Annotated in this window: 22 protein-coding genes and 1 riboswitch; of the genes, 8 read left to right on the top strand and 14 right to left on the bottom strand. The window is 47.2% G+C overall.

The window, feature by feature from the left end; genetic code table 11:
* Positions 1-4 precede the first annotated feature (4 nt).
* From ABTV53_RS03905 to ABTV53_RS03865, 9 genes are all read right to left on the bottom strand, one after another.
* On the bottom strand, positions 5-310 hold the full coding sequence (locus ABTV53_RS03905; protein WP_433750837.1) for a PAS domain-containing protein: 306 nt from the start codon (positions 308-310) through the stop codon (positions 5-7).
* Positions 311-380: 70 nt separating this feature from the next.
* On the bottom strand, positions 381-2339 hold the full coding sequence (locus ABTV53_RS03900) for a methyl-accepting chemotaxis protein (protein WP_433754038.1): 1959 nt from the start codon (positions 2337-2339) through the stop codon (positions 381-383).
* Between the two features lie 362 nt (positions 2340-2701).
* Entirely contained in the window at positions 2702-3541 is an 840-nt protein-coding gene (locus ABTV53_RS03895) for a MetQ/NlpA family ABC transporter substrate-binding protein (protein ID WP_433750835.1), read from the bottom strand.
* A 64-nt stretch (positions 3542-3605) separates the two neighbouring features.
* On the bottom strand, positions 3606-4277 hold the full coding sequence (locus ABTV53_RS03890; protein ID WP_433750833.1) for a methionine ABC transporter permease: 672 nt from the start codon (positions 4275-4277) through the stop codon (positions 3606-3608).
* Positions 4274-5083: a methionine ABC transporter ATP-binding protein gene (locus tag ABTV53_RS03885; protein WP_433750830.1), complete on the bottom strand. Its 810-nt coding sequence runs from the start codon at positions 5081-5083 to the stop codon at positions 4274-4276. The genes ABTV53_RS03890 and ABTV53_RS03885 overlap by 4 nt, the downstream gene beginning before the upstream one ends.
* 131 nt (positions 5084-5214) lie before the next feature.
* Positions 5215-7518 (bottom strand): PQQ-binding-like beta-propeller repeat protein, encoded by a 2304-nt coding sequence (locus ABTV53_RS03880; protein ID WP_433750827.1) that lies wholly within the window; start codon positions 7516-7518, stop codon positions 5215-5217.
* A 101-nt stretch (positions 7519-7619) separates the two neighbouring features.
* Positions 7620-8414, bottom strand: coding sequence for an energy-coupling factor transporter transmembrane component T family protein (locus ABTV53_RS03875; RefSeq protein WP_433750824.1), 795 nt, complete (start codon positions 8412-8414; stop codon positions 7620-7622).
* Positions 8389-9960, bottom strand: a complete 1572-nt coding sequence (locus ABTV53_RS03870; protein ID WP_433750821.1) for an ABC transporter ATP-binding protein — start codon at positions 9958-9960, stop codon at positions 8389-8391. Before ABTV53_RS03870 ends, ABTV53_RS03875 begins: the two co-directional genes overlap by 26 nt.
* Complete coding sequence (locus ABTV53_RS03865) at positions 9961-10554, bottom strand: ECF transporter S component (RefSeq protein ID WP_433750819.1); 594 nt, start codon at positions 10552-10554, stop codon at positions 9961-9963. It abuts the gene before it with no gap.
* A 543-nt stretch (positions 10555-11097) separates the two neighbouring features.
* Between ABTV53_RS03865 and ABTV53_RS03860 the strand changes: the two genes are divergently transcribed.
* The gene (locus tag ABTV53_RS03860) at positions 11098-12051 is read left to right on the top strand and encodes a copper amine oxidase N-terminal domain-containing protein (RefSeq protein ID WP_433750816.1); all 954 of its coding nucleotides are present in this window, start codon (positions 11098-11100) and stop codon (positions 12049-12051) included.
* A 178-nt stretch (positions 12052-12229) separates the two neighbouring features.
* On the opposite strand, the gene ABTV53_RS03855 is transcribed toward ABTV53_RS03860, so the two are convergent.
* Positions 12230-12898, bottom strand: coding sequence for a pectate lyase (locus tag ABTV53_RS03855; protein WP_433750813.1), 669 nt, complete (start codon positions 12896-12898; stop codon positions 12230-12232).
* A 350-nt stretch (positions 12899-13248) separates the two neighbouring features.
* Positions 13249-14124, bottom strand: coding sequence for a radical SAM/SPASM domain-containing protein (locus ABTV53_RS03850; protein ID WP_433750810.1), 876 nt, complete (start codon positions 14122-14124; stop codon positions 13249-13251).
* A 181-nt stretch (positions 14125-14305) separates the two neighbouring features.
* Positions 14306-14408: riboswitch (TPP riboswitch) on the top strand.
* 158 nt (positions 14409-14566) lie between these two features.
* On the opposite strand from ABTV53_RS03850, the gene ABTV53_RS03845 reads away from it, so the two are divergent.
* From ABTV53_RS03845 to ABTV53_RS03815, 7 genes are all read left to right on the top strand, one after another.
* On the top strand, positions 14567-15334 hold the full coding sequence (locus ABTV53_RS03845; RefSeq protein WP_433750807.1) for an ABC transporter ATP-binding protein: 768 nt from the start codon (positions 14567-14569) through the stop codon (positions 15332-15334).
* A complete protein-coding gene (locus ABTV53_RS03840; RefSeq protein WP_433750804.1) occupies positions 15321-16136 on the top strand; it encodes an ABC transporter permease in 816 nt (271 codons plus the stop codon). The genes ABTV53_RS03845 and ABTV53_RS03840 overlap by 14 nt, the downstream gene beginning before the upstream one ends.
* A gap of 61 nt (positions 16137-16197) precedes the next feature.
* On the top strand, positions 16198-17271 hold the full coding sequence (locus ABTV53_RS03835; protein WP_433750802.1) for an ABC transporter substrate-binding protein: 1074 nt from the start codon (positions 16198-16200) through the stop codon (positions 17269-17271).
* 311 nt (positions 17272-17582) lie between these two features.
* Positions 17583-18395 carry a hydroxyethylthiazole kinase gene (thiM, locus tag ABTV53_RS03830; RefSeq protein WP_433750799.1) on the top strand — a complete coding sequence of 271 codons (813 nt, stop codon included), beginning with the start codon at positions 17583-17585 and terminating at the stop codon, positions 18393-18395.
* Positions 18392-19204, top strand: coding sequence for a bifunctional hydroxymethylpyrimidine kinase/phosphomethylpyrimidine kinase (gene thiD / locus ABTV53_RS03825; protein WP_433750797.1), 813 nt, complete (start codon positions 18392-18394; stop codon positions 19202-19204). The genes thiM and thiD overlap by 4 nt, the downstream gene beginning before the upstream one ends.
* Positions 19204-19869, top strand: coding sequence for a thiamine phosphate synthase (gene thiE / locus ABTV53_RS03820; protein WP_433750794.1), 666 nt, complete (start codon positions 19204-19206; stop codon positions 19867-19869). The genes thiD and thiE overlap by 1 nt, the downstream gene beginning before the upstream one ends.
* A 285-nt stretch (positions 19870-20154) precedes the next feature.
* Positions 20155-20898: a MerR family transcriptional regulator gene (locus tag ABTV53_RS03815; protein WP_421888307.1), complete on the top strand. Its 744-nt coding sequence runs from the start codon at positions 20155-20157 to the stop codon at positions 20896-20898.
* A 565-nt stretch (positions 20899-21463) separates the two neighbouring features.
* On the opposite strand, the gene ABTV53_RS03810 is transcribed toward ABTV53_RS03815, so the two are convergent.
* The 3 genes from ABTV53_RS03810 to ABTV53_RS03800 all read right to left on the bottom strand — a co-directional run bounded on the left by ABTV53_RS03810 (position 21464) and on the right by ABTV53_RS03800 (position 23551).
* The gene (locus ABTV53_RS03810) at positions 21464-21946 is read right to left on the bottom strand and encodes a hypothetical protein (RefSeq protein ID WP_433750792.1); all 483 of its coding nucleotides are present in this window, start codon (positions 21944-21946) and stop codon (positions 21464-21466) included.
* Between the two features lie 328 nt (positions 21947-22274).
* The gene (locus ABTV53_RS03805) at positions 22275-22931 is read right to left on the bottom strand and encodes a deoxynucleoside kinase (RefSeq protein WP_192132572.1); all 657 of its coding nucleotides are present in this window, start codon (positions 22929-22931) and stop codon (positions 22275-22277) included.
* A complete protein-coding gene (locus ABTV53_RS03800) occupies positions 22928-23551 on the bottom strand; it encodes a deoxynucleoside kinase (RefSeq protein WP_421888316.1) in 624 nt (207 codons plus the stop codon). Before ABTV53_RS03800 ends, ABTV53_RS03805 begins: the two co-directional genes overlap by 4 nt.
* Between the last annotated feature and the right edge of the window lie 143 nt (positions 23552-23694).

Raw genomic sequence — 23694 nt, 5'->3', positions numbered from 1 at the left:
TTTTTCATGAAAATTCATCATTAAATATGCTGATATAAAAAAGAGAATCATCCAAATGAACCGATGTAATCGTAACTTGGGCTTCCCACACTTCCTGATCAGCCTTTATTAGTTTGGCTACGCCGGACCAGGTCTGATTACCTCTCCAGTGGGTATCCATTAGCAATCGGGCAGGCTGACCTATGGTGCTCTTCCGCGAGAATCCTGTTTTGGTTACATAAACGGAATTCACATCCAGAATCACACCCTCCTCATCTGTAATCATGACCGCATCCGTTAGCAGTAAGAAGGCTTTGAGTTCCAGTTGCATGGTTGTCCACTCCCTCTAATGAAACATGATGTGATGCTGTCTCTGTGTAACACTCTTTTTACGGTCACGTTTAATACTTAAACTTTCTAATTAGACTTTGAAGCTCTTCAGCCATGGTAGACAAGCCACGAGCCGAGGCAGAGATCTGCTCCATCGCTGCCAGTTGCTCCTCTGAGGAAGCGGCCACTTCTTCGGAAGTTGCAGCGTTACCTGACGCAATGCCTGCCAACTCATTGGATACAGCAGATACTTCCTGTACACCTGCTGTAATCTCTTGTGACGTAGCTGCAATCTCTTCAATCTGAGGGGTGGTTTCACGCATGCTATCCAGAATGCGTTCAAACTTCCGAATCGCTTCTGTAGAGATCTCCATGCCCTCTCCCACCTCTGAAGTCACTTTCTCCATCATACGAACGGAAGCAGCCATATCTTCCTGTACCGCCGTAGTCAGCATTGTAATTTCATTGACAGACTGCCCCGATTGCTCTGCCAACTTGCGAACCTCTGCTGCTACAACCGCGAATCCATTGCCATGTGTACCTGCACGAGCAGCTTCGATGGATGCGTTCAGCGCGAGCAGGTTTGTCTGTTTGGCTATGTTTCCGATTAACTCCGTGATCGCTGAAATTCGGTGTGATCGTTCATATAACGCCTGAATCAATTGATTTGTCTGTTCTACCGTCTCTTGAATCGATTGCATCTGACTCACCGTCTGCTTGACAGTGTTGCCGCCTTCTTCCGCTTGTACGGTTGTATGTTTTGCCAAATCAGCAACATGAATGGAACGTTCAGCGATTCTTGTAATGCCTATCGTAATTTCATTCATGGCCTGATGGTTATGTTCAATTCCCTCGGTCTGCTTCTCCGCACCACTCGCAATTTCCTGAATGGCTCGCGCTATCTGCTCACTGGCTGCACTTGTTGATTCCGCACTCTGAGACATCTCATCCGATGAGATGACTACCTGACTGGCGCTGTTCTCCACATTTTGAATCAACACACGCAGATTGCTCTGCATTTTGCCAAAAGCATCACTCAGTTCACCTATCTCATCATGACTTGTGCTTGTAATGGTCTGGGTTAGATCTCCTTCGCTCACCTGAATCGCCTGATCCTTCAACTGACGAATTGGTTTAACAATCGATCGCATCACCAGCCAGATGATCAAAATCCCGATAACCAGAAAAGAAACAATTACCATAATCGTTCGATTCAGAATAGGCGCAGCGGCATCCTCTACTTCAGAGGAGAACATGGTGCCTGCGACCTTCCATCCCGTGGATGGATTCGTGGCATAATACATGACCTTATCAACCTGATCAAAGGTATAGTTGAAGTTTCCGGATTCATTCGTATACACTTGTGTCCAAAAATCTTCTGTTGCATCTGTACCGGGTTGTACCGTTGGATGATAGATATACTTTTCGCTGGCATCCAGGAGAATCAGATACCCCTGTTCTCCTACTTTAATGCCACTCACCAATTCACTAATGTTCGTCAAATTAAGATCCAGCTGAACTACACCTGATTGGTCATTCAGTGCCTTGGCAATCGTGATGGTGATCTCATTCGTCTCGGCAGAAATATAAGGATCTGTAACAATTACCTGCTGTGGCGCACCCATTGCTTCCGTGTACCATGGTCTGGTTCGCGGATCGTAATCTTCAGGCATCTCCGCATCAGAGGACATCAGATACACTCCTGCCTCTGTGCCTACACCTATGGTGATGATATCTGTGTTCTGCGCAGCGTACCCCTTCAATTCGTTTACAACCCGAACCTCGGCATCTTCTTGACGCAATTGTTCCGCGAGTGTACTCGCATAATATTCAATGTGATTCCGCTTGGCATTAATTGAAAGATCGATGGTTGCACTGGCAAGGTTCACATTTTCCATCGCACTATGTAAAATTTGCTTCTTCACTTCATCTTTCGCACTGTTATACGATAAAACGCCAATACTTAACGAAGGAATGGCCAGGAAAGCAATAAAGGACACCACCAGTTTGGTCTTAAAGTTCTTATGCATCTTGTTGAACCAAGTCGATTTGCTATTTTTTTGGGACAAATTTCTCTACCTCTTCCAGATTAATTTTAGTTTTACTTGTTATAACTTATAACGAATAAACCATCTTTATAAAAACTAGGTCTCACTTCTTGTAAAAAACACTTTTTGCACTGAAAAAATCGAAAAAATCTCTTAATTTATAATCCTAAAGAACTATTTTCAAACAAATTATACGAAAAAACTATTAAATAAAGTGTTCCGGGGATATGACCAAATTGTTAACTTTCTAAATACTTGTTAATAAGCATGCGGATGATAAAAAAAAAGACCCAAGCGTTATCGCTCAGATCTAAAAGGCTATTCACATTCGATCAACGTATTCTCTATTGAAATGCCGGGATCGCAATATCTGCATATTTCTCTTCAAAGAAGGCTTTGACCTCTGGACCCGCCATAAGTTTAGCCAGCTTCTGGATCGCTTCGGAGTCCTTATTATCCTCACGGGCAACCAGGGTGATGGCAAAATGGGAATCATCCTTCTCGGTTAACAGAGCATCCTTCTTCGGTGTAAGACCGAGCGGACTGGCATATGCCGGTGTCATGGCTACCAGATCAGCATCATCCATCATGCGAGCCAGCATCAACAAGTCCACTTCCTTGAACTTGAAGTTCTTCGTATTCTCGGTGATGTCCGCCTGTGTGGCATTAAAACCTACGCCTTCTTTCAGCTTAATCAATCCATTTTGCTCCAGCATCACAAGAGAGCGCCCAATGTTGGAAGGATCGTTTGCAATTGCAATGGTTGCACCTTCTGGCAATTCCTCAATGGATTTATACTTTTTGGAGTAGCCGCCATAGATGGCATTATAGATGGGCTGCACAGCAACCAGATTCGCATTGTTTGCTTCATTATATTGGGTCATGTAAGGCACATGCTGGAAAAAGTTTGCATCCACTTCCTTGTTCGCAAGTGCTGTATTTGGTTGAACGTTATCCGACAACACGACAACTTCTAAATTGACGCCATCTTCTTTCAATAGTGGTTTAACAATATCCAGCACATCTGTCATCGGTGGAATCAATGTGGCCACTTTCAGCGTAACTTCTTGTGCAGCTTGTGTATCTTCTTTCGTTCCTTCAGCCGCAGGTGTTTCTTCTTTTTTGCCACAAGCAGCGACGACCAGCATTACTGCAAGCAACATAAGCATCATTTTTGCTTTCATTTTATGTCTACCCCTCATCCTATAATCTGTATTGGTTATTCGTGATACTGCACTGTCCATCCGCTTAAGATCTGTGATCCAGCCAGCGGGACAGTCTGCTGCCTGTGAATTGGATCATCTGTACCAGGATAATCATAATGATGATCGTAAATACCATAATCTCCGTTTCGAAGCGCTGATAACCGTAGCGAATGGCAAAATCGCCAACCCCGCCGCCACCTACAATGCCCATCACCGTCGAGTAGGAGATGAAGCTAATCGTAGCTGTCGTGAGTCCCAGTACAAGGCCAGATCGTGCCTCCACGTACAAGAATTTCACCACAAGTTGCATCGTCGATGCCCCCATGGAAGCAGCAGCTTCAACCACTCCCCTCGGTACATCCAGCAACGCTTGTTCCACCAGTCTGGCGTAATAGGCTATCGCAATGACCGAGAGTGGAACGGTTGCCGCCAATGTACCGATGGACGTACCCACGACAATCCGTGTGAATGGGATCATGAATACTACCAGCAGCAAGAACGGAAACGAACGAACGATGTTGACGATACTACCGAGTACAAAGGCGAGCGTTTGATTCTGATACCGCTGTCCTCTCCGGAATAGGTACAGCAGTGTACCCAGAGGTAACCCGATCAGAACAGCTGCCGCAATGGAGATGCCCACCATGACAAAAGTTTCTCCGATCGCCTGCCATATTTCATGCTGATACTTGAGCACTGATTCAGGTAACCTCATGACTTGTCCTCCTGGTCTGCCTGACGGACCAAAGACGAACCTGCTATCCCGTATTCGTCACCCGCTAGCAAGGAGGTCAGCAGATCCGGTTGCGGAGCGGGGATACTGCTCACTTCCACTTTAGACAATGTTCGAACAAGTCGCCCATCCTTCATGACGGATATCCTGTGACATAGTCTGCGAGCCACTTCCATCTCATGTGTCACTACAACAATGGTCACGCCCAGCGTTTCATTGATATGACGCAGCACATCCAGGATACCGTTCGTGGTCTGTGGATCAAGCGAAGATGTCGGTTCATCACAGAGCAGCACATCCGGACGACTGGCGAGTGCTCGTGCAATGGCCACACGTTGCTTCTGTCCTCCGCTAAGCTGGGCAGGATATTGATCTGCCTTTTCTTCCAGTCCAACAAACCTCAGCACCTCAAGTCCACGTTCGACTCGCTGTGTACGGGGCATCCCCGCCAGCTCCAGCGGCATGCAGACATTGCCACTCACCGTTCGGTTACTGACAAGATTGAAGTGCTGAAAGATCATGCCAATGGACCTTCGTGCCTGACGCAGACTCTGTTCATTCATCTGGGTCAGGTGCTGCCCATTCACAACAACCTCACCATCATCCGGCTTTTCCAATCCATTGAGCATCCGCAGAAGTGTGGATTTGCCTGCGCCACTCGAACCGATGATGCCGTGAATTTCGCCTTGTCCCACTTCAAGCGAGACCGAGCTTAACGCTTCGAATCCCTGATCTGCACGGGAACCGCGCTCGTTATAACGTTTGCTTACACCATATAATGAGATCATGGAGAGTCCTCCCGTGAATGATCATGCATGGTTCTTCAAGAACACATGAAGAAAGCCCGCACAGCCGATAACCGGAGCGCGAGCAATCCTGTTCATTTATAATAAATCAACATCCCTGATGAGACAAGCTTTTAAGGTGAGATTGCCTCCTGCAGGCGGCTGGCTTCATACATGCGAAAACGTCCGTTGGACGAACCCACATACACTTCATTGCCGATCCGGTTAATCATTCCATTCTTCGCATCCCGGTCCCGATGCTCCGGACTTCCCATCACAACGTCATATACACGACCCAGCAGCTCTCCACTCTTTTTATTCAATACTAACCAATTTTCGTCCATGGGCAACAGCAACTGATCATCAATGACCAGATAACTTCCCTGATTCGTTGGATACTTTAGCGTGGCAATCGTATCTTTGGCATTCCAACGCGTCTCCCCCGTATCATAATTCAAAGCCGCGGGGTAACCATTTTTAATCACATACAACTGATCCTCTTCCGTCAGTCCTCGTTCAATCTTGCCTTTGAGTGTCCAGCGTGTTTTGCCTGTCTTGGCATCGTACAGGGTAGTTGTAAAATCTTCATACTCTCCGTAATGATCGCCGTTTTTGTTCTCACGGATCAACAGCATGCCATCATTCAGCTCCTCAAATCTTTGTCCTACCCGTGCAGGAAATTGTGCAAGCTTTTTCCCCGTGTTCAGATCAAGCAGCAGCCACTGGTTATCTAACGATAGCCATCTTTCAGCATTCCTGGTTTCAAAGGGATCAAGACGTTCAATTCCATCAAAATATGGATTATTCACAAATTGTTCTATGGTGGATCGTTTGGCCTTCAAGCTCCATACGGTTCGCCCTGATCGAGGATCAGCTGCAACCAGTTCATTCTTTTCCCAATACAACACATAAGGGTCATCTGCACTCTTGTTCAATAATTCATAACCCGTAGCCAGTTTTCGCGTCCACAATGTTTTTCCGTTTGCACTGTCCAGAACCGTCAACCAACTGTTGCTTGAACCCTCCACAACGGGGCTATCCACAACCACAACGTTCTTCGCAGCGGTGATGCCATTCAGTCTGAATTTCTGCTTATGATTATACGTCCACGTGACCTGTCCGTTCTTCAAGTCCAGATGACGAATACGATCCACGTATTTTTTCTTGTCAGGGTCATAATCGGTGTAGATTGTAACATATCTGCGTTCTGCATCCACCTCTACCTGCTGTCTTCCATATCCCGCGTTAATCTCCCATAATTTCTTGCCGGAATTTCGGTCAAGTGCGTATGCTGAACTCTCATAATGAAACCCACTAAACCCACCGTCATCCCCCTTCATCAGGAGTACATCATCCGTGGCTACCTGTAAAAAAGTGTAGTTAATATCCCCCTGGTTAGTCCAGACCGGTTTCCAAGGGATTGTCGTCGGCAGCGTTGTGCCATAGATTTTTGTTGTGAACCCATATTCATCCGCCCGACTGATGTTCCAAGCAGAAACAACAGCATTTTGATCCTTCTGTGGTAGGTTCCAGCGAGTTCTCATCAGCTTGCCATTCTTGTTGAATGTGACCAGATATTGCGCATCTTCCCGCTCATATCTCCAGGTTTGGCCGATACTCATCGCATAACCTGTGTCATTTAGATTGCTTGAACTCTCTTTCCAATTCGGCTCGCCTAACCACTCAGCCACTTGTTTGGAGGTGGCTGCCTTGTTCAGCTTCATATCTGTCAGATGGCGTATAACCGAAGTTGGCAGCGATGCATCCTGTTGGAACCAACCATCCGCCACATTCATCCGCTGTTCAATAGTCTGTGCCTTGATCCAGAAGAGTCCTGGCCGATACGTGGAGGATTCTTTACTCCAGGTTCGTGGGGCAATGGAGACGCCATACCATCCTTTCCACTTTGCAACAATAACAGCTTTACTTGTTAACGCTTTCTCAAAAGTCCAGGTTGTAGCACTGTCTGGAGCCAGATACAGCTTGCTGCCCGATTGGATCTTGAGACTCTGCGGAGCTGTTTCCGTCATGCTTCTGCTCTCCTTCATTGCATACCAACTTGGCAGCCAAAAGTCTCCATGATCGGTTGACTTAAGCTGCACCCACTCGCCTCGAACCGAGGCCAACGTATACTTTTCGTTTTTTGTTGTATAGTATTCAATTCCCATCTGGTCAGCAGCCACACTGCCGTCCCTTCTGTTTTTGAACAGAGGGATGTCATTCATGAGTGTAACGGGTTCTCCTTGTTTGTAGGCCAACTGTGTTGATAAGACTTGAAAACTTGCCCCCAAAGCTTGTGGCGTTGTAGCCAAAGCTTGTCCTCCAAGCACTACCCTTTGTGAATCCAGCAGCATCCATCCCGTCAACAGTACAGCTGATAATCCAGTCATGGAAATGCACTTGTACCCCATTCCCTGCCAGTCAGGACCCGTCTTCACTCTCGTTCATCCCCATCCATTAGAAGTTATTTCCATATAGACGTTGTTTCACAGGAAAAAGTTACCGTGTACCTCAATATATTTCTTTCTATCTCCCAGTATTACCTTACATCTACCATCGTAGCATGATAAGGAAAGGTAACCCCGATGTAATAAGCAGCTGCTAAGGTGAGAATATAATAAAATACAAACCACAGATCAGCTCGGGAATAGTCCATCTGAATGTAATACGTTCGGCTCGCCCCATCCGTGAATCCCTTCGCTTCCATCGCTACCGCCATTCGCTGTGCACGGCGAATGCTCTGTGCCAGCAGCGGAATAGCGTAACGCTTCAACGTACCATACACATTCCAGCGAGAGCCGCGTTGTCTTGTTCCCCGAATACGAATAGCGTAACGGAGCGTCTGGAATTCATCCAGCAAAATGGGGATCATGCGCATCGCGGCCAGAAAGCTATAGGCATATTTTGCAGGAAGCTTCCACTGCTGCATCAGGGAATAAAACAGCCGTACAGGCTTCGTTGTCAGTCCAAACAACAAGCCAGCCGCTGCCATAGTCAGCGAGCGAAAACCCAAGTGTAGACCGCGATAAAAGCTCTCTTCGGTTATATGGATCAGTCCCCACTTATACCATGTGGTCTCGCCCTTCCCAAACATCATCATACCTGTAGACGTGGAGATAAACACCAGAATGAATGGTGATGCGTACAGCATCAATCTATACCACGGATGACCTGTCCAGCACAGTAACAGCATCATCGCCAACGCAACGTTGGCCATTACATTCAGATTGTGAATGAGAATAACGATGACAAACATCATCGTCAGGACAATCATCTTTAATCCCGGATTAACGGCATGAAGCCAGGTTTCACGGTGAGGAAACGACAGTTGCATCAGATAACCTCCCCTCATCCACGGCCCAGATTCGGGTGCAATATCTTTTTACAATTTCACGATCATGGGTAACCATAACAATGGCTGTTCCCTCTCTCCGCAATTGCTCCAGTTGGGCTAACATGGCAAACGTATTGCGGGCATCCTGTCCAAAAGTAGGTTCATCCAACAGCAGTATTCGCTGCTCTCTCACCAGTGCAGAGGCAACACTCAAACGTCGTTTCTGCCCCATCGATAATTGGTAGGGATGGCGCTCGGACAAGTCGATTAGTCCAAATTGGTTCAGCATATGATCAGTCCTGGCATGTCTTTCTTCCGTTGTAAGCCTGCCCCCCAGCAAGGAGAATTCCACTTCTTCCGCGACCGTGTTGGTCACAAATTGAAACTCCGGGTTCTGAAATACAAATGCAATTTGATCTGCGAGTTGCTTCGTTTTGCCAGAAGGCTGACCATCCACCTCATAATGACCTGTTGTTTTCAGGATATTCATCAGAGATAACAACAATGAACTCTTGCCAGCTCCATTAGCTCCGACAATACCAATCCAATCCCCATGCCATACTTTGGCCTTTTCCACCTGAATGAAGGGTGTTTTCCCACGCCATCCGGTGAACTGCTGCAAGTCCAGTGCCGGCCGTTGTGACAATGATGCAGACGATGAGGATGATACATGAGATATGGGGAATATCCCCGGTGTATCGGATAAACCAGACGATTGCTGCGCTTCCGAGCTTGAGATTCCCTCATTCTCATACACTTGAAGCTCGTCAGAAGTACTTCCTTCTTCTGCCTTAGTTGCCTGCTCTCGCTCCTCCCATATGCCTGGATACCAGATTCCATAATCCTGCAGCTTGCCCCGTTCATCCGTGAATACCTGCTGTGCTGGCCCATCCGCCACAATCTTTCCTTCAGGTGACAACACAATGATGCGGTCGACCATATCCACAATCTCGTTTATTTTGTGTTCAACGATAATGATCGTTTTGTCACTGGCGATCCGTTTGACGGTATCCCACACATGGGAAGTCCCCTCATCATCCAGCAGTGCAGTGGGTTCATCCAAAAATAATACCTCCGGGTCCATGGCAAGCATCGAAGCAATCGCAAGACGCTGCTTCATCCCCTGAGACATGGACTGGATCAATACACGATTCTGTTCAAAGGGTAACCCCACTTGTTTCAGATAATATTCAATCAGAGCAGGCATCTCTTCACGCGGTATATTTCGATTTTCCAGAACAAATGCAATCTCTTCATCCGAATAGGACATACAGAACTGGGTGTCCGGGTCTTGAAAGACCACTCCGGCTTTGCTAGGCACCTGAATATCATCACATTTCATCGGGATCTCAACCGAGCGTGGAATCAGACCGCTTAGGATTTGTAACAACGTCGATTTACCGGAGCCGCTCGGACCAAGCAACAACACTTTCTCCCCTTGACGCACAGAGAGAGACAAGCCTTGAAATACCAAGGCTTTCTCTCCCGGGAACTTGCATCTTAGATTCGTCACACTTACCACTTCCGAGTTTCCTTCTCCGCTCATCTAATCCAGCGCCTCATAATCCTGTTTGGATACCGGTCTGAGTGAACGTGTTACACCTGTCAGTTCCAATGCTTTGGCGAGATAATAAGCAAACATTCCTGCAATCAGGATACTTCCAATGAAACGGAATCCGATAAATAACGTATAGTTCCACGCCGAGAGTGAATCAATATACCCGTACTGGTAATCAAGCACAAGCGAAGCCGCCGCTGCACCTATGGCTGCAAGACAGGTGACAAACAGATTGGTTTTTCGATACAGAAATGCGGCGAAGAATATCTCGGCTCCCAATCCTTGCAACAGACCGTACACCAGTGTGGACATGCCCCATTCACTGCCCAGAAAAGCACTCACCGTTGAAGCTGCAACCTCAGCAAGAATCGCCACTCCCGGCTTACGAATGATAACAAAAGCAAACGTGCCCGCCATAAACCACATCCCGTAGATCATCTGCTCCGCATGAACGCCGAATGGTTTCATCAAGTCATATGTAGGCCCCCATATCTTGTAAATCACCCCAAACACCACTGCGATCACAATGGTTACCAGAATATCCGTTAGTTTCAATCGTTTGTTGCCTGCTGTTGTTGCCATATTCTCTACTTCCTTCCTCTGTTCCCTGTGGGGGTTGTAAAAGTGTGTGTTCAAAAAGACTTTTTGAACAACCTCTAAAAATAAACGAAAAAGCCTCCCCGGTTCCGGGAAGGCCTTACGCACAGGATACAATCCTCACAATAATGTATTGGATGAATGTCGAAAATACGGAATATCAACCATCCTTCTCCGCCCTGGCAGATACACCACCATAATTCAAAGAGATCTGTTGTTCATCCACGTTCATTCCCACAATTCACCCTTACATATTGCAAATCCATGTTCTCTACGCTGGCATTACCCAGATCAGATGTACGGTCAGCGACACAAGGCCACTCTCTCAGCCCAACTTCATTGAGCTCCCGGTTCACTTATTTCATTGCTTCTACTCTACATCAGATGGGTATTTATGGCAATCCCCCGAAGAATCATCATACTTCATTTGGGGTAATAGGGGAGAGTCATGTGATAGTGCACTTCCCATAATATGCAACATTTAGGTTATGTAGTGCGTCATAAACATTAGAAGGGAGATGGATAGTAATGAAAAAGTACAACTCTGTTTGGCAGCTCAAAACATGGAAAATGCTCCTTGCTGCTTCGATACTCACCGCAGGCACGGCACCTGCCTTACTCTCATCCACTGTGGCGGAAGCCGCAGCAACTAAACCTAAACCGACAGCTTATATTAACAATGTTCAAGCTCAATATGATGTTGTCATACGGCAGGGTATTACGTACGTGGCATTGACGGAGCTTCAATTCCTCGGCGACTATACGTTTGGCTACAATAACAAAACAAAAGAGATCAGCATTAGCACAGGCAGCGATAAGTATGTCCTTACACCGAACAGCAAAACAATGAAAAAAAACGGTCAGAATGAAACATTATCCTCCGCGCCGATTCTGGTGAATGGTAAAGCGATGCTTCCGCTCCGTGCCATCGGTGAAGCTTTTGGTGCCAAGGTGCAGTGGAACCAGAAGGCCAAGGAAGCCTACATTTATACTACCGATGCTACTATTGTAAAAGAATATAACAGTTCCGATCTGACTGTGGCGCGTGAAGCCGCACTGCATCTGCCACGCTTCTCTGAACTGGGACAAGCACGTCTGGACATTCGCAACCCTCTGGGTCCGGTGGATTCATCCATTGAATACATTTTTGAACAAGGCAAAAAAGATCGTTTCTTCGTTGTTGAGGATAACGATCTGATCAGTTATTACATCCTTAAAAATGGAAGTGCCCTGCTACAATGGCAGGCCAACATCAGCAAAAATGCCGGAACCATCGATGACCTGTTCTTTATTAAAACCAAAGCCGTTGCTGAAACAGGGACTCGTCCTTCTGTAGCAGGTCAAACACTCGTATCATTCAAGTACTCTCGCATGCTTGAAGAAACCTCTTACGAGATCATGAATAAGTTGGGCTCCATTGATACCGGTTCTGTGGTCCCCAAGAAAGGCAAAGTCATCGTTGAAGTTCCGGGAGAGAAATAATTTGAGCTTACGCTATAAAACATTGCTCAGCAGAACTATACTATGACATCTGCATTACAAAGAGCGTCCCTCAAAGTCAGTGTGGCAATGACCTTGGGACGCTCTTTTTGGCGTTATTCCACTTCCAGTCACAAGCGAAGCTTAAACTTTTACCAACTCCAGCGATTCAATCTCCTGTTTAATATTGCGTATTGCCGGATTGGCTGGTTTTACCTGAAGCAAAGCCCTTGAACAGGGTTGGCACTTTGGAATAACGGGTATTCGTAATTTTCCCTTGAGATACACTGCTGTCAGTACGCATAATAGCATCTTTCACATTGGAAATATTGGAGTTATCCAGTGTCATGTTAACCGCGAAGGTAGTTCCACCATTTTGGCGTACCAGCTTGCCGATATCATCTGCACGGAAATTTTTGATGTTAATCGTTCCCGCTGCATTGATCTGGAACACTTTATCATAGGCCTTATACGCTGCCCCTCCGGTAATGTTAACCGTTCCGGCCGACTTCAATGTCAGTGCATCCTCGCCTACATCCTGCCAGACCACATTGGATATATTACAGCTACCATAACAGTGAACACCATCGGCAGCAGGTGATCCGATATTTACATTTTTGAGCGTGGCCCCTGCCTCCAGGCGGAAGACTGGCTTCTGACCCTCTGCTTGAGACCCATCACCCAGTGTGGAAGGATTGGCTACATATGTTTTGCCTTGACCGTCATAGGTCGTACCCTTTGGAACCACAATCGTTGAATTAACAACTGTAGGGGCAGCAGCAACCGGAACTGCACCAAATATGGAAGCAACCAAACCAGCGGACAACAACAACGTCAATATTTTTTTCATAACTTTATTCCTCCCTTATTCTCTCGTTATTTGGTAGTGTACAAGCCTGAGCTTGTCCTGGGAGTTCGTCAGAGGTGCACCTCTGTCCGACTCGCAACCTAATCCTACCAAATAAGGAAGGTAACTAGAATAATCATTAGATCAGATATATCATGACATCGCGCAAACCTTGTCATATCAGCATTTTTTGCATGCCAGGTCTCTCAAGCAATATGCTCATATCAACCTCTGGTATGCTCATTTTGTAACGTATGTACCTCAAACTTTAATCTCCAGTAACCAAGAAAGACCACTACATTTGTCTCCAAATGTGTGATCTTGAATGTCTTCTCGCTTGCTGATATAAGATATCAGGCTCCGAATCTCTGACGATAACCGCACTTTCGACACAACTCTTCCACAGCTTCCCGCCTGGAGAAGCCATATACCAGATTATTCGCTCGCTCACCCTCAATAATCTCCGAGAATGACTTCTCGTGCACATTACCCAGGTTAATCACACCCTCGCCATCGAGACAGCATGGAACCACCGTTCCATCCACAAGCACTGCTGCCTGACTACGCAATGCGTGGCAGAAGCCTTTGCCATCATCTTCAGGTGCATCCAGACTTGGCCACTGGAACTCATGGTCCTGATTCAGGTATACATTTGGGGCAATTTTGATCCCACTGCCTGGAACCACTTTTTCCTCAATGCGGAAGTCCAGATTGAACTCACGTTCCAGCACTTCAAGAGTCTCCCGATTTCGATTCATCTGAGCATTTGTGAAGTTATCCTGCGTCAGATTCCACAGTCGGAATGAGATGATGACATTGTGTTTCACAGCCTCGTGTACAAAAGACAGAATGTTGCTCAGATATCCGTCACGGTCGGTTGAACCTTCATGCCCATCGAAGCTGTGCAGGGAGAAATTCATCTGCCGCAGCGCCGGTTTGCCAAGCAATTTATGCTGAGTCTTGGGCAGCAGTGTACCATTCGTTGTAATGTTCACCTTGAGTCCCTTTTCATGTGCGGAATCAAGCAGCAGATCTATTTTGGGATGCAACAAGGGTTCGCCTTTGACATGTAGATAGATATGGTTGGTATGTGGTTTAACTTGGTCCAGTATATTGTTGAAGACTTCAGGGTCAATGAATCCTTTGGCACGCTTCGTCTGCGGACAGAAGCTACAGGCCAGATTGCAGATACTTGTGATCTCAATATATACTTTTTTGAACGTTTTCAACTCGGGTCCCCATTCTGCCTAGGAGGGAGAACAATCCCACCTGCATTTTGTGATCCGGCCTATACGGGCCATCCCTATTATATCGGGTTCATGAGCCGAGGTAAATTGTTCAGTTATCACGCTGCCTCTTTACAGTTCATGTTCAAGTGATATATGCTGGACACACAACTGCATATCTTGAACAATGCACTAGGGGAGCCTTACGGCTGAGACGAATCGAATGATTCGGACCCTTTGAACCTGATCTGGATCATACCAGCGGAGGGAAGTGGAGCGGCCTTTTCGTAAGCGGAATTTTTCATGTATGTGAAGATAAATTGCGGATTTAACTTACAGACCCACTCATTTCTCCGGAAATGGGTGGGTCTTTTTTGTTCCTTTTGCAGAGTATATGATGCCGTTGTTATCCCAGCAGTCTGATATCAAGGGGGTGGAGGATCAGATGGACAACCATGTAACCATTCACAACGTAAACTTCGCTTTTCCCGAAAAAAAAGATTCACCCGTGCTCTCCAATGTATCACTTCGGGTTCAACAAGGAGAATTTGTCTCGCTCATCGGCTCCAGCGGATCAGGTAAAAGCACACTCTTCAAGCTGCTCGCAGGCTTGCATGAGCCAACCGTTGGCACCATCGATATTGCTGATGTACCACAAGGACAACGGCTCGGACGAGTCGCCTATATGCCGCAGAAAGATCTGCTGTTATCCTGGCGAACTGTCATGGAGAACTGCATGCTGCCTGCCGAGCTGGCACCAGGCAGACAGGACAAGAACAAGTTACGGGCCAACATCATGGCAGGATTAACAAGGTTCGGCTTGTCCGGTTATGAGCAGGCCTACCCAGATGAGTTATCCGGCGGCATGCGTCAGCGGGTGGCATTGCTTCGTACCTTGCTTACAGGCGGGCAGCTGATGTTGCTGGATGAACCCTTCGGTGCACTCGACGCCTTAACCAAACGAGACATGCATCGCTGGTTGCTCGAGCTGTGGGAGGACTTTGGCCAAACCGTGCTGTTCATTACACATGACATCGAAGAAGCCCTGCTGTTAAGTGACCGTATCATTCTATTAACTCCAGGGGGGCAAGGGCAGCATTTGCGGGAGATGACGGTTCCTTTACCACGCCCAAGGCATTCGGACATGATCTACGAACCGGCTCTTGTGCAGATGAGACGACAATTGGAGGAACAATTGCATGCAAAGCGATAGAGCTCAGGTTAGCGCCTGGACGTGGTTTTCAAAGTGGCTCTCGAGGTCGTTTTCCCAATATGGTTTGTTTATTCTGCTCATGTTCTTATTACTGGCGAGCTGGGAAGCGATTGTGCGTATGGGATGGGTGCCTTCCTTCATCATTCCTGCACCCACGGCCATCATAGGCTCACTGGTTGAGCATCGTCATCTGCTATTGACCATCCATCTGCCTGCTACCTTTATGGAGGTTGTTGTTGGTTTTGTCTTGTCCATAGTGACTGGAATTACGCTAGCGACAGGCATGCATATGAACCGATCGATTGAAAAGGCCATGTATCCCTTCATCGTGATCAGTCAGACCATCCCGCTGATTGCCTTGTCCCCGGTATTCATCCTGTGGTTTGGCTATACGTTGTGGAGCAAAGTCGCCGTCGTGTTCCTGATCGCGTTCTTCCCCATTGTGGTCAGTACCTATGATGGACTCCGCCAAGGCGATCCGGATCAGCGTGAACTGCTACTCACCATGGGTGCCAGCAAGTGGGATATTTTTTGCAAACTCCAGGTTCCACTGGCACTTCCCTCTTTTTTCTCGGGGCTAAAGATGTCTGTGGTGTACTGCGTGGTTGGGGCAACGATTGGCGAATGGCTCGGTGGCAGCAAAGGTCTAGGGTACTTCAGCCGTCGTATGTCCAGCAACATGAACACGGATGCGATGTTTGCCGCCATTTTGCTGTTATCCCTGCTTGGGATCGTTTTGTTTGTACTGATTGCCTGGCTGGAGAAACGGTTTAGCATACAGCGTCATGGAAAGAAAAAATAGCTGGATAAAAATTAGAGAGAGATTAGATGTAAACAAAACGATGAAATGAGGAACTTCATTTATGAATAACAAAGGTATATACTCCCTGCTTCCCATCATACTCATTAGCCTTTTGCTGATCGTTAGTGGATGCAGCACCACGAATACGAGCAAAAACACGCCAACAACAGACTCTGCAACCCCTGCACAACAAACAGACAAGTCTGCAACCGAACCAGCATCAGACGCCAAAGATAAACTGTCCATCATGCTCGACTGGTATCCGAATGCAGTACACTCGTTCATCTATGTGGCTCAGGAAAAAGGGTACTTCGCAGACCAAGGTCTGGATGTCGAAATTCAGATGCCTGCGGATACCAATGATTCACTCAAACTTGTTGCTGCCGGTAAAATTGATCTGGCTCTAAGCTACCAGCCCCAAATCTTGCTCGCGCGTGGCGAGAACATTCCTGTACGTTCGATTGCTGCTGTTGTTCGGCATCCGCTTGTTCATCTGTTGACCGAAGCAAATGGCAACGTGAGTACACCCAAAGATCTTGACGGAAAAACTGTCGGTTATTCTTCGATCCCGCTGTATGAAGCGATGGTGCGTACGATGATCAGCCACGATGGTGGCAACCCAGATAACATGAATCTGGTCGACGTTGGATTCAATCTGATTCCTTCGCTGGCTTCCCGACAGGCGGATGCAATTATGGGTGGTTTTATTAACCATGAACAATTGATTTTGGAGAAAGAAGGCCATGCCATGAAATCGATTAACCCCGTCGACTATGGTGTGCCTGATTATTATGAATTGGTCCTGACCGCAAGTGAAGCTGGCATTGAAGCAAAAAAAGAACAGCTTACCCGGTTTGTCAAAGCGATCCAGGAAGGACAGAAATATGTGACTGAGCATCCAGAAGAAGCCTTGAATATCCTGCTCGCTCATGAGAATGAAACGTCTCCGCTTGACCCGGAGATCGAAACCAAAAGCTTGGCTATTTTACTGCCACTTATGAATGAAGAAGGCCAACCGTTTGGTCGGCAGGAAATGGCGTCGTGGGAAAATGTACGTGCATGGCTCGTTGAAAAGGATTTGATTCCTGAATCAGTGAAAGCCAAGGATGCTTTTATTACTCTGCAAGGAGAGTAAGTAAAGGAACGGGAAGAAAAGTTGGCAAGAACGTGGGGATTGGATGTATTGGGATTCGCGAAATGTACATTAGCCCATATCTTCAAACCTACCGGGAGCTGAATCGCGCCTTAATGTGCGTGAAGCAGAGTATGGTTTATGAAATTGATTTATTTCTACATTTCTGCGTTGGCGCTGGTTTCATACCTCTTGTTGTCATTACACTCTGCGCCATACTCAGGCAAGGAGACTCATATCCTATTATTCTGCTGAGTGACTCCACATATCGGACTTTTGCCGATGAGGTTACTTCAAAACAAGGAGGAAATTATATGTCTTATTTGGAACGTGTTCGTACGCAAAATCCGCTCGTCCATAACATTACCAACCTTGTCGTTGCTCCCTTTACAGCCAATGGCCTGCTCGCACTTGGTGCGTCCCCCTTTATGGCTTATGCGCATGAAGAGGTCGCTGATGTTGCCAAGATGTCAGGAGCCGTGGTACTCAACATTGGTACACTCGATGACAAAGTCGTTCAGGCGATCCGACTTGCAGGCCAATCGGCTAATGCGCATCACGTGCCTGTGGTGCTTGATCCCGTCGGCGCAGGCGCAACCGCCTATCGTACAGAAACCGTGCAGATGCTCGTTCGTGAGCTTCGCCTCACGGTACTGCGCGGCAATGTGGCGGAGGTTGCCCATGTCATTGGTGAGAGCTGGAATATCAAAGGCGTGGACGCAGGAACAGGTGAAGGTGACCGGATCGGCATTGCCGAGCGGGCAGCGAATAAACTTGGCTGTGTCGTAGTCATTACGGGAAAAGAAGATATCATCACGGATGGACAATCCACATTCCTCACAAGTAATGGTCATGCCCTGCTCACTCAGGTCACGGGTGCTGGCTGTCTGCTCAGTTCGGTGATTGGTGCTTTTACAGCCATAGCAGAATCAGGAGCCGATCTTCTAGGCAGTGTTGTAGAAGCGCTCTCTTTTTATGGCGTAGCAGCTGAACTCGCGGCAGAGCGGACAGCTCATCAGGGGCCGGGCAGCTTCCAGATTGAATTGTTGAATCAACTGGCACAAGTAACACCAGACCTCTTGGTAGAACGCGCACAGATCCGTCAGATCCGTGGAGGTGCAGTATGAGCATTGCTCAAGCGATAACCATTGCAGGGTCCGATAACGGGGGCGGGGCAGGAATACAGGCTGATCTGAAAACGTTCCAGGAACTTGGGGTATACGGCATGACCGTTATCACGGCTATTGCTGCCCAGAATACAACAGGTGTACAGGGCGTCTTTCCCATCCCTTACGATGGCATTGCCCAGCAATTGGACTCGACCGGGGAAGACTTTCAGCCCACTGCGGCGAAGACTGGCATGTTATATAGTGCCGAGATTATTCGGCTCGTCGCTGAGAAATGGCAGCAATATCGTTGGTCTAATCTGGTCATCGACCCCGTGATGGTCGCCAAAGGCGGTGCCTCTCTGCTCCAGCAAGAAGCTGTACAGGCGCTGGTTACAGAGCTGTTGCCCCATGCCCTGATCACAACACCCAATATTCCTGAAGCGGAACTGCTTACCGAGATGTCTATCACGAATCTGAGTCAGCGGGAAGAAGCCGCAAGACGGATTGTACAGATGGGCTCAACGTATGCTTTGGTCAAAGGTGGTCATGATGAAGGAAGTGGCATGATCGTGGATGTGCTCTACGATGGGCAGTCTTTTCATTATCTGGAGAATGTTCGTGTGGTAACACGCCATACGCACGGAACAGGGTGCACATACGCTGCTGCCATCACCGCAGAGTTAGCCAAGGGTTCACCTGTTCTGGCTGCTGTCACGACTGCGCGAGCATTCATTCAGGCAGCCATTGAAGATGAGCTGGGGATTGGGGCCGGACATGGGCCAACGAATCATTTTGCGTATCAGCGCAGACAGCGGGGTGAGCAGTGATGCGCGCTTGGGATGCAGAAGCAGTACAACACATGATGCAGGTGTATTTGGTTATGGGTAGCGTCAATACGACGCAAGACCCGATGGAAGTGCTGCGCCAAGCTATTGCTGGCGGCATTACGCTGTTCCAGTTCCGCGAGAAGGGAACTGGCGCCCTGATCGGCGAAGCTCGCATCACACTTGCGATGCGGCTTCGCGAGGTGTGCAGCCAGCACGGGATCCCGTTCATCGTGAACGATGATGTGGAGCTGGCTGTAGCGGTGGAGGCCGACGGCGTGCATGTCGGCCAGGATGATGCGGACGCGGCGCTGGTACGCGCCCGCATTGGAGATGGGCGGATGCTTGGCGTATCCGCCCACTCTGTGGAAGAGGCGCGCCGTGCGGTGCAGGCGGGCGCCGACTACCTTGGCGTCGGGCCCATGTACCCGACGCGCTCCAAAGCGGATGCCCACGCTGTGCTGGGCCCCGCCGTGGTGGCGGAACTGCGCGCCGCAGGCATCGCAGTTCCGGTTGTGGGTATCGGCGGCATTACGCCCGATACCACGGCCGCCGTGATGGCGGCTGGAGCCGACGGCGTAGCCGTCATCTCCGCCATCGCGGGCGCGGCCGACGTGCGCGCAGCGGCTGCGCAGTTCGCTGCGGCAGTGCGCGGGATGCAGGCGTAGCCCTGCTCTCCCTGCCTGTATCGAAAGCATACGCTTCGCCTTTATCCCCGAATTTTCCCTTGAGAAAGGGGAATCGAAAAAATCGGGGATAACAGCGTTTGGAAGGTTATTCTGTCATCATTGTATCTGTGTAAATAATCTTTAGTTCAATTTATATAGTCAACTTAGCCATCAATCCATGATCAAGATGCAGCCTCCATGCTCGCATCTTATTTTTTTCATTTTCGCTGTTGACTCTCACGTAACGTGACACTGTACAATCGGTGTTGTAAGGAGGTTTCACTCATGGCCATGAAGGTAAAAGAAGTTGCCGAACTTGCCTCGATCAGTGTGCGCACACTGCATCACTATGATGAGATCGGACTATTAACCCCGGACGAAGTAACTGCTGCCGGCTATCGATTATATTCAGATGCCAATCTGGAACGACTGCAGCAGATATTATTTTTCAAGGAACTCGACTTCTCTCTGAAGGAAATCAAAAACATCATAACCAACCCCTCCTTCGATCCGGAAGAAGCACTAAATTTGCATCGACTTATTCTGCTGGAGAAGCGCCAACGCTTGGACCAAATGATTGCTACCATTGATAAAACGGTTTTACACATGAGAGGAGAACTTAAAATGACAGCCAAAGAACAATTCGAAGGATTTGATTTTAGTCAGAATCCGCATGAACAGGAAGCGCGGGAGCGCTGGGGAGACCATACCGTTGATCAGGCAAACCAGAAGCTGCACAGTAAATCAACCACGGATCAGAAAGCTCTATCCGATCAAATGAACGAAATCTACAAACATCTGGCTTCACTTCGTCACACAGAACCAGCATCTGCGGAGGCACAGGCAGGCATCAAAGAGTGGTACACTTGCTTAAATCAAATGGGAAGCTACTCACCTGAAGCCTTTAGAGGACTTGGTCAGATGTACGTAGACGATGAACGCTTCACTCGTAATATTGATCAGTTTGGCGATGGATTAGCGGTATTCATGCGAGATGCTATGGCTGTATTTGCTGACCAAAACAAATAATATAACCCTGTCTTCAAACGCACACAGTATTATTCAACTCTCATTGCCGTAAGATATGCGCTGTAAATGAGAGCTTGGAGTTAACCCCTTTATTCTGTAGAAGGTAAAAATTTTCACTTCATCAGGTTTATTCGGTGTAAATGACCATCCGGACATTTGAACCTTCCTCCTATAGCGACCATATCCTTCTTGAAATTCACCTTGTGAATAAGCCGATTATCTACCTTGGGTTACGTAGTGACTTATTTGAAACGATCCGAGTTATTACATCAGTTATGAGCATGTCCCGCCTTCTACCTAGTGCACACACAAAAGGGACGTACGCCCTCAGGCGTATCGTCCCTTTTGTGTGTGCAAGTAACTCAGCCGCAATGTGAACAAGCCTAACCGCTGCTCACTCTGAGTACTTTATAAATATCTTCTAAAGTTAATGCTCGTTACTAGGTTTTTCTTCTGCTCCCAGTCCTTCGATGTAACCATTTCACCAGATGCTTAGGCTGATGAGCATTAAGTTTCTTCTGTCAAACGTTCTTCATTTTGCTGCCAGCGTCCACCGTCTATCCGATTAAGCTCTTGGTGCGTGATCCGATGCAGAGGCATCCGTAGCTAGACTGGTTCTCGCCATCCGGCCAGGAATCTGCCATGCAGACACAATTGCCAGCACAAGGAATAACAAATCAATTGGTTGGCTGAAATACTCCTGGAAGGTTTCTACAAACGCACTGATCATTTCGCTATCAAACACGAGTTCCATCACACCTACATCATCAAACAGTTCGGAAGTAAAATATACCACCGTCAGATATTTCCCCAGCAAAATGCCGACGAGCGCAAACAGTACGGCAATAATCTTATGTACTGTTGCAATTCGTTTATTGGAGAACAACACAACTGCATAACCCGTGAGTGCTCCAATCAAAATCGCAATTAATCCTACCTCATACTCAGTCATTGCAGCAATAGCTGCCCACATGATGCCTCCCACAATGGCTGCAATTAAGCCACCAATGATCGGCAGACCGATTTTAACTCCTTGTTTCTCTTCCATGTTGTCTTTCCCTCCTGAGTCATGCATATGCTTCTTTTCCAGAATTCACCTTTCTTATAAAACCACAAAAAGGCCTATTATTCAACATTTTTCTACTGTGAGAAAAATATTTATATATCAGAAAAGATATAATAAGTGTCCATTTCCTAATTCGCTCCAATAAATCATTTTAATTTTATCCACAAACATCTCATAAGCTATCCCTTGGTGCACATAAAAAAATATCCCTTCCAACAGCATAATAGCCGTAGAAGGGATGTTGTCCGTATCTATATCGTAGATATAACCACTGTAAACCAGAAAACTACATTGGAAAACTCGCTCTATCTTATCTTTGCACTTCCTTGGAAGGCTGAATGACAGCTGCAATCTGTGCCAAAATGGCATCCACCGATGCCGGATCATGCACATCATACTCATCAATGTTCAGACGCAGCACAGGGCAAGCCGTAAACTGATCGATCCACACGGAATAGCGCTCATGCATGTGTTCCCAGTACGAACGATCCGTCTGAATCTCCATCTCGCGTCCGCGTTCCGTAATTCGGTTTAAAATCGAAGGCAGACTGCCTTCCAGATAGATCAGCACGTCTGGATGCGGGAAATACGGTGTCATCACCATCGCTTCAAACAAACTGCTGTATGTCTCGAAATCTGTAGCAGACATGGTTCCTTGATCTGCATGCATTTGTGCGAAAATGCCCGTATCTTCATAGATGGAACGATCCTGTACGAATCCTCCGCCCAGTTCAAAAATCTTTTTCTGTTCCTTGAAGCGCTCTGCCAGGAAATAAATCTGCAGATGGAAGCTCCAACGCTCGAAGTCATGATAGAACTTCTCCAAATATGGATTATGATCAACTTGCTCCAGAGAAGTCTTGAAATTCAAACGCTGTGCAAGCGCAGCCGTTAACGTGGATTTGCCCACTCCAACCGTTCCTGCTACCGTAATTAATGCATTCGATGGAATGCCATAGTTATTCATATGATATACTCCTTTACCTGATTAACAATTTGCCTGAAGTGTTCAGGATGTTCCACAAAGTCGATTTGCTCTGCATTGACCTTAATGATTACTGGCGGATTTGAGCTATTCGCCAGATAGTCCATGCCTGTTTTGTAATCAGCAATCAATTGTTCCATATATGCCGGATCCATGTCCTGCTCAAATGAGCGTCCACGCTTGTTAATGCGGTACATCAACGTATCGAGTTCAGCTTCAATATAAAGCACCAGATTGGGCTTTGGCAGATCATCTGTTAACAGATGATAGATTTGACGGTATTTATCACGTTTCGTGCCTTTTAAGGTACGATCGGCAAAAATCAAATTTTTATAAATATGGTAGTCCGAAATGACTGGGGTATTCTGCTCTACATAATGAGCACCCGTGTCTTCCAATTGTTTAAAACGATTACACAGAAAGAACATTTCCAATTGGAAACTCCACTCGTCAATATCCTGATAAAAGGAAGCCAGAAATGGATTCTCTTCTACGATTTCTTTCACTAACGGAAGATTCAATTCATGGGAAAGCATCGTTGCCAGCGTTGTTTTCCCCGCTCCGATCGGACCTTCCACGGCAATAAACGGGGCTGATTTCATCGTGTTCACTGTTCCTCCTCGTACTTATGCGTGTTTCCGTTTTCTATATAGACCTCACCTATTGTATCACAGCTTCAAGGATTGGAACGCCAGTATTTTATGTATATAACAAGTCAAATCAGAACGAATGAATTACATTAAAA

Source organism: Paenibacillus amylolyticus, from assembly GCF_050990605.1.
GTDB lineage: Bacteria > Bacillota > Bacilli > Paenibacillales > Paenibacillaceae > Paenibacillus > Paenibacillus amylolyticus_H.
The sequence above is the reverse complement of the archived record's forward strand: the minus strand, read 5'-3'. Positions and strand labels throughout refer to the sequence as shown.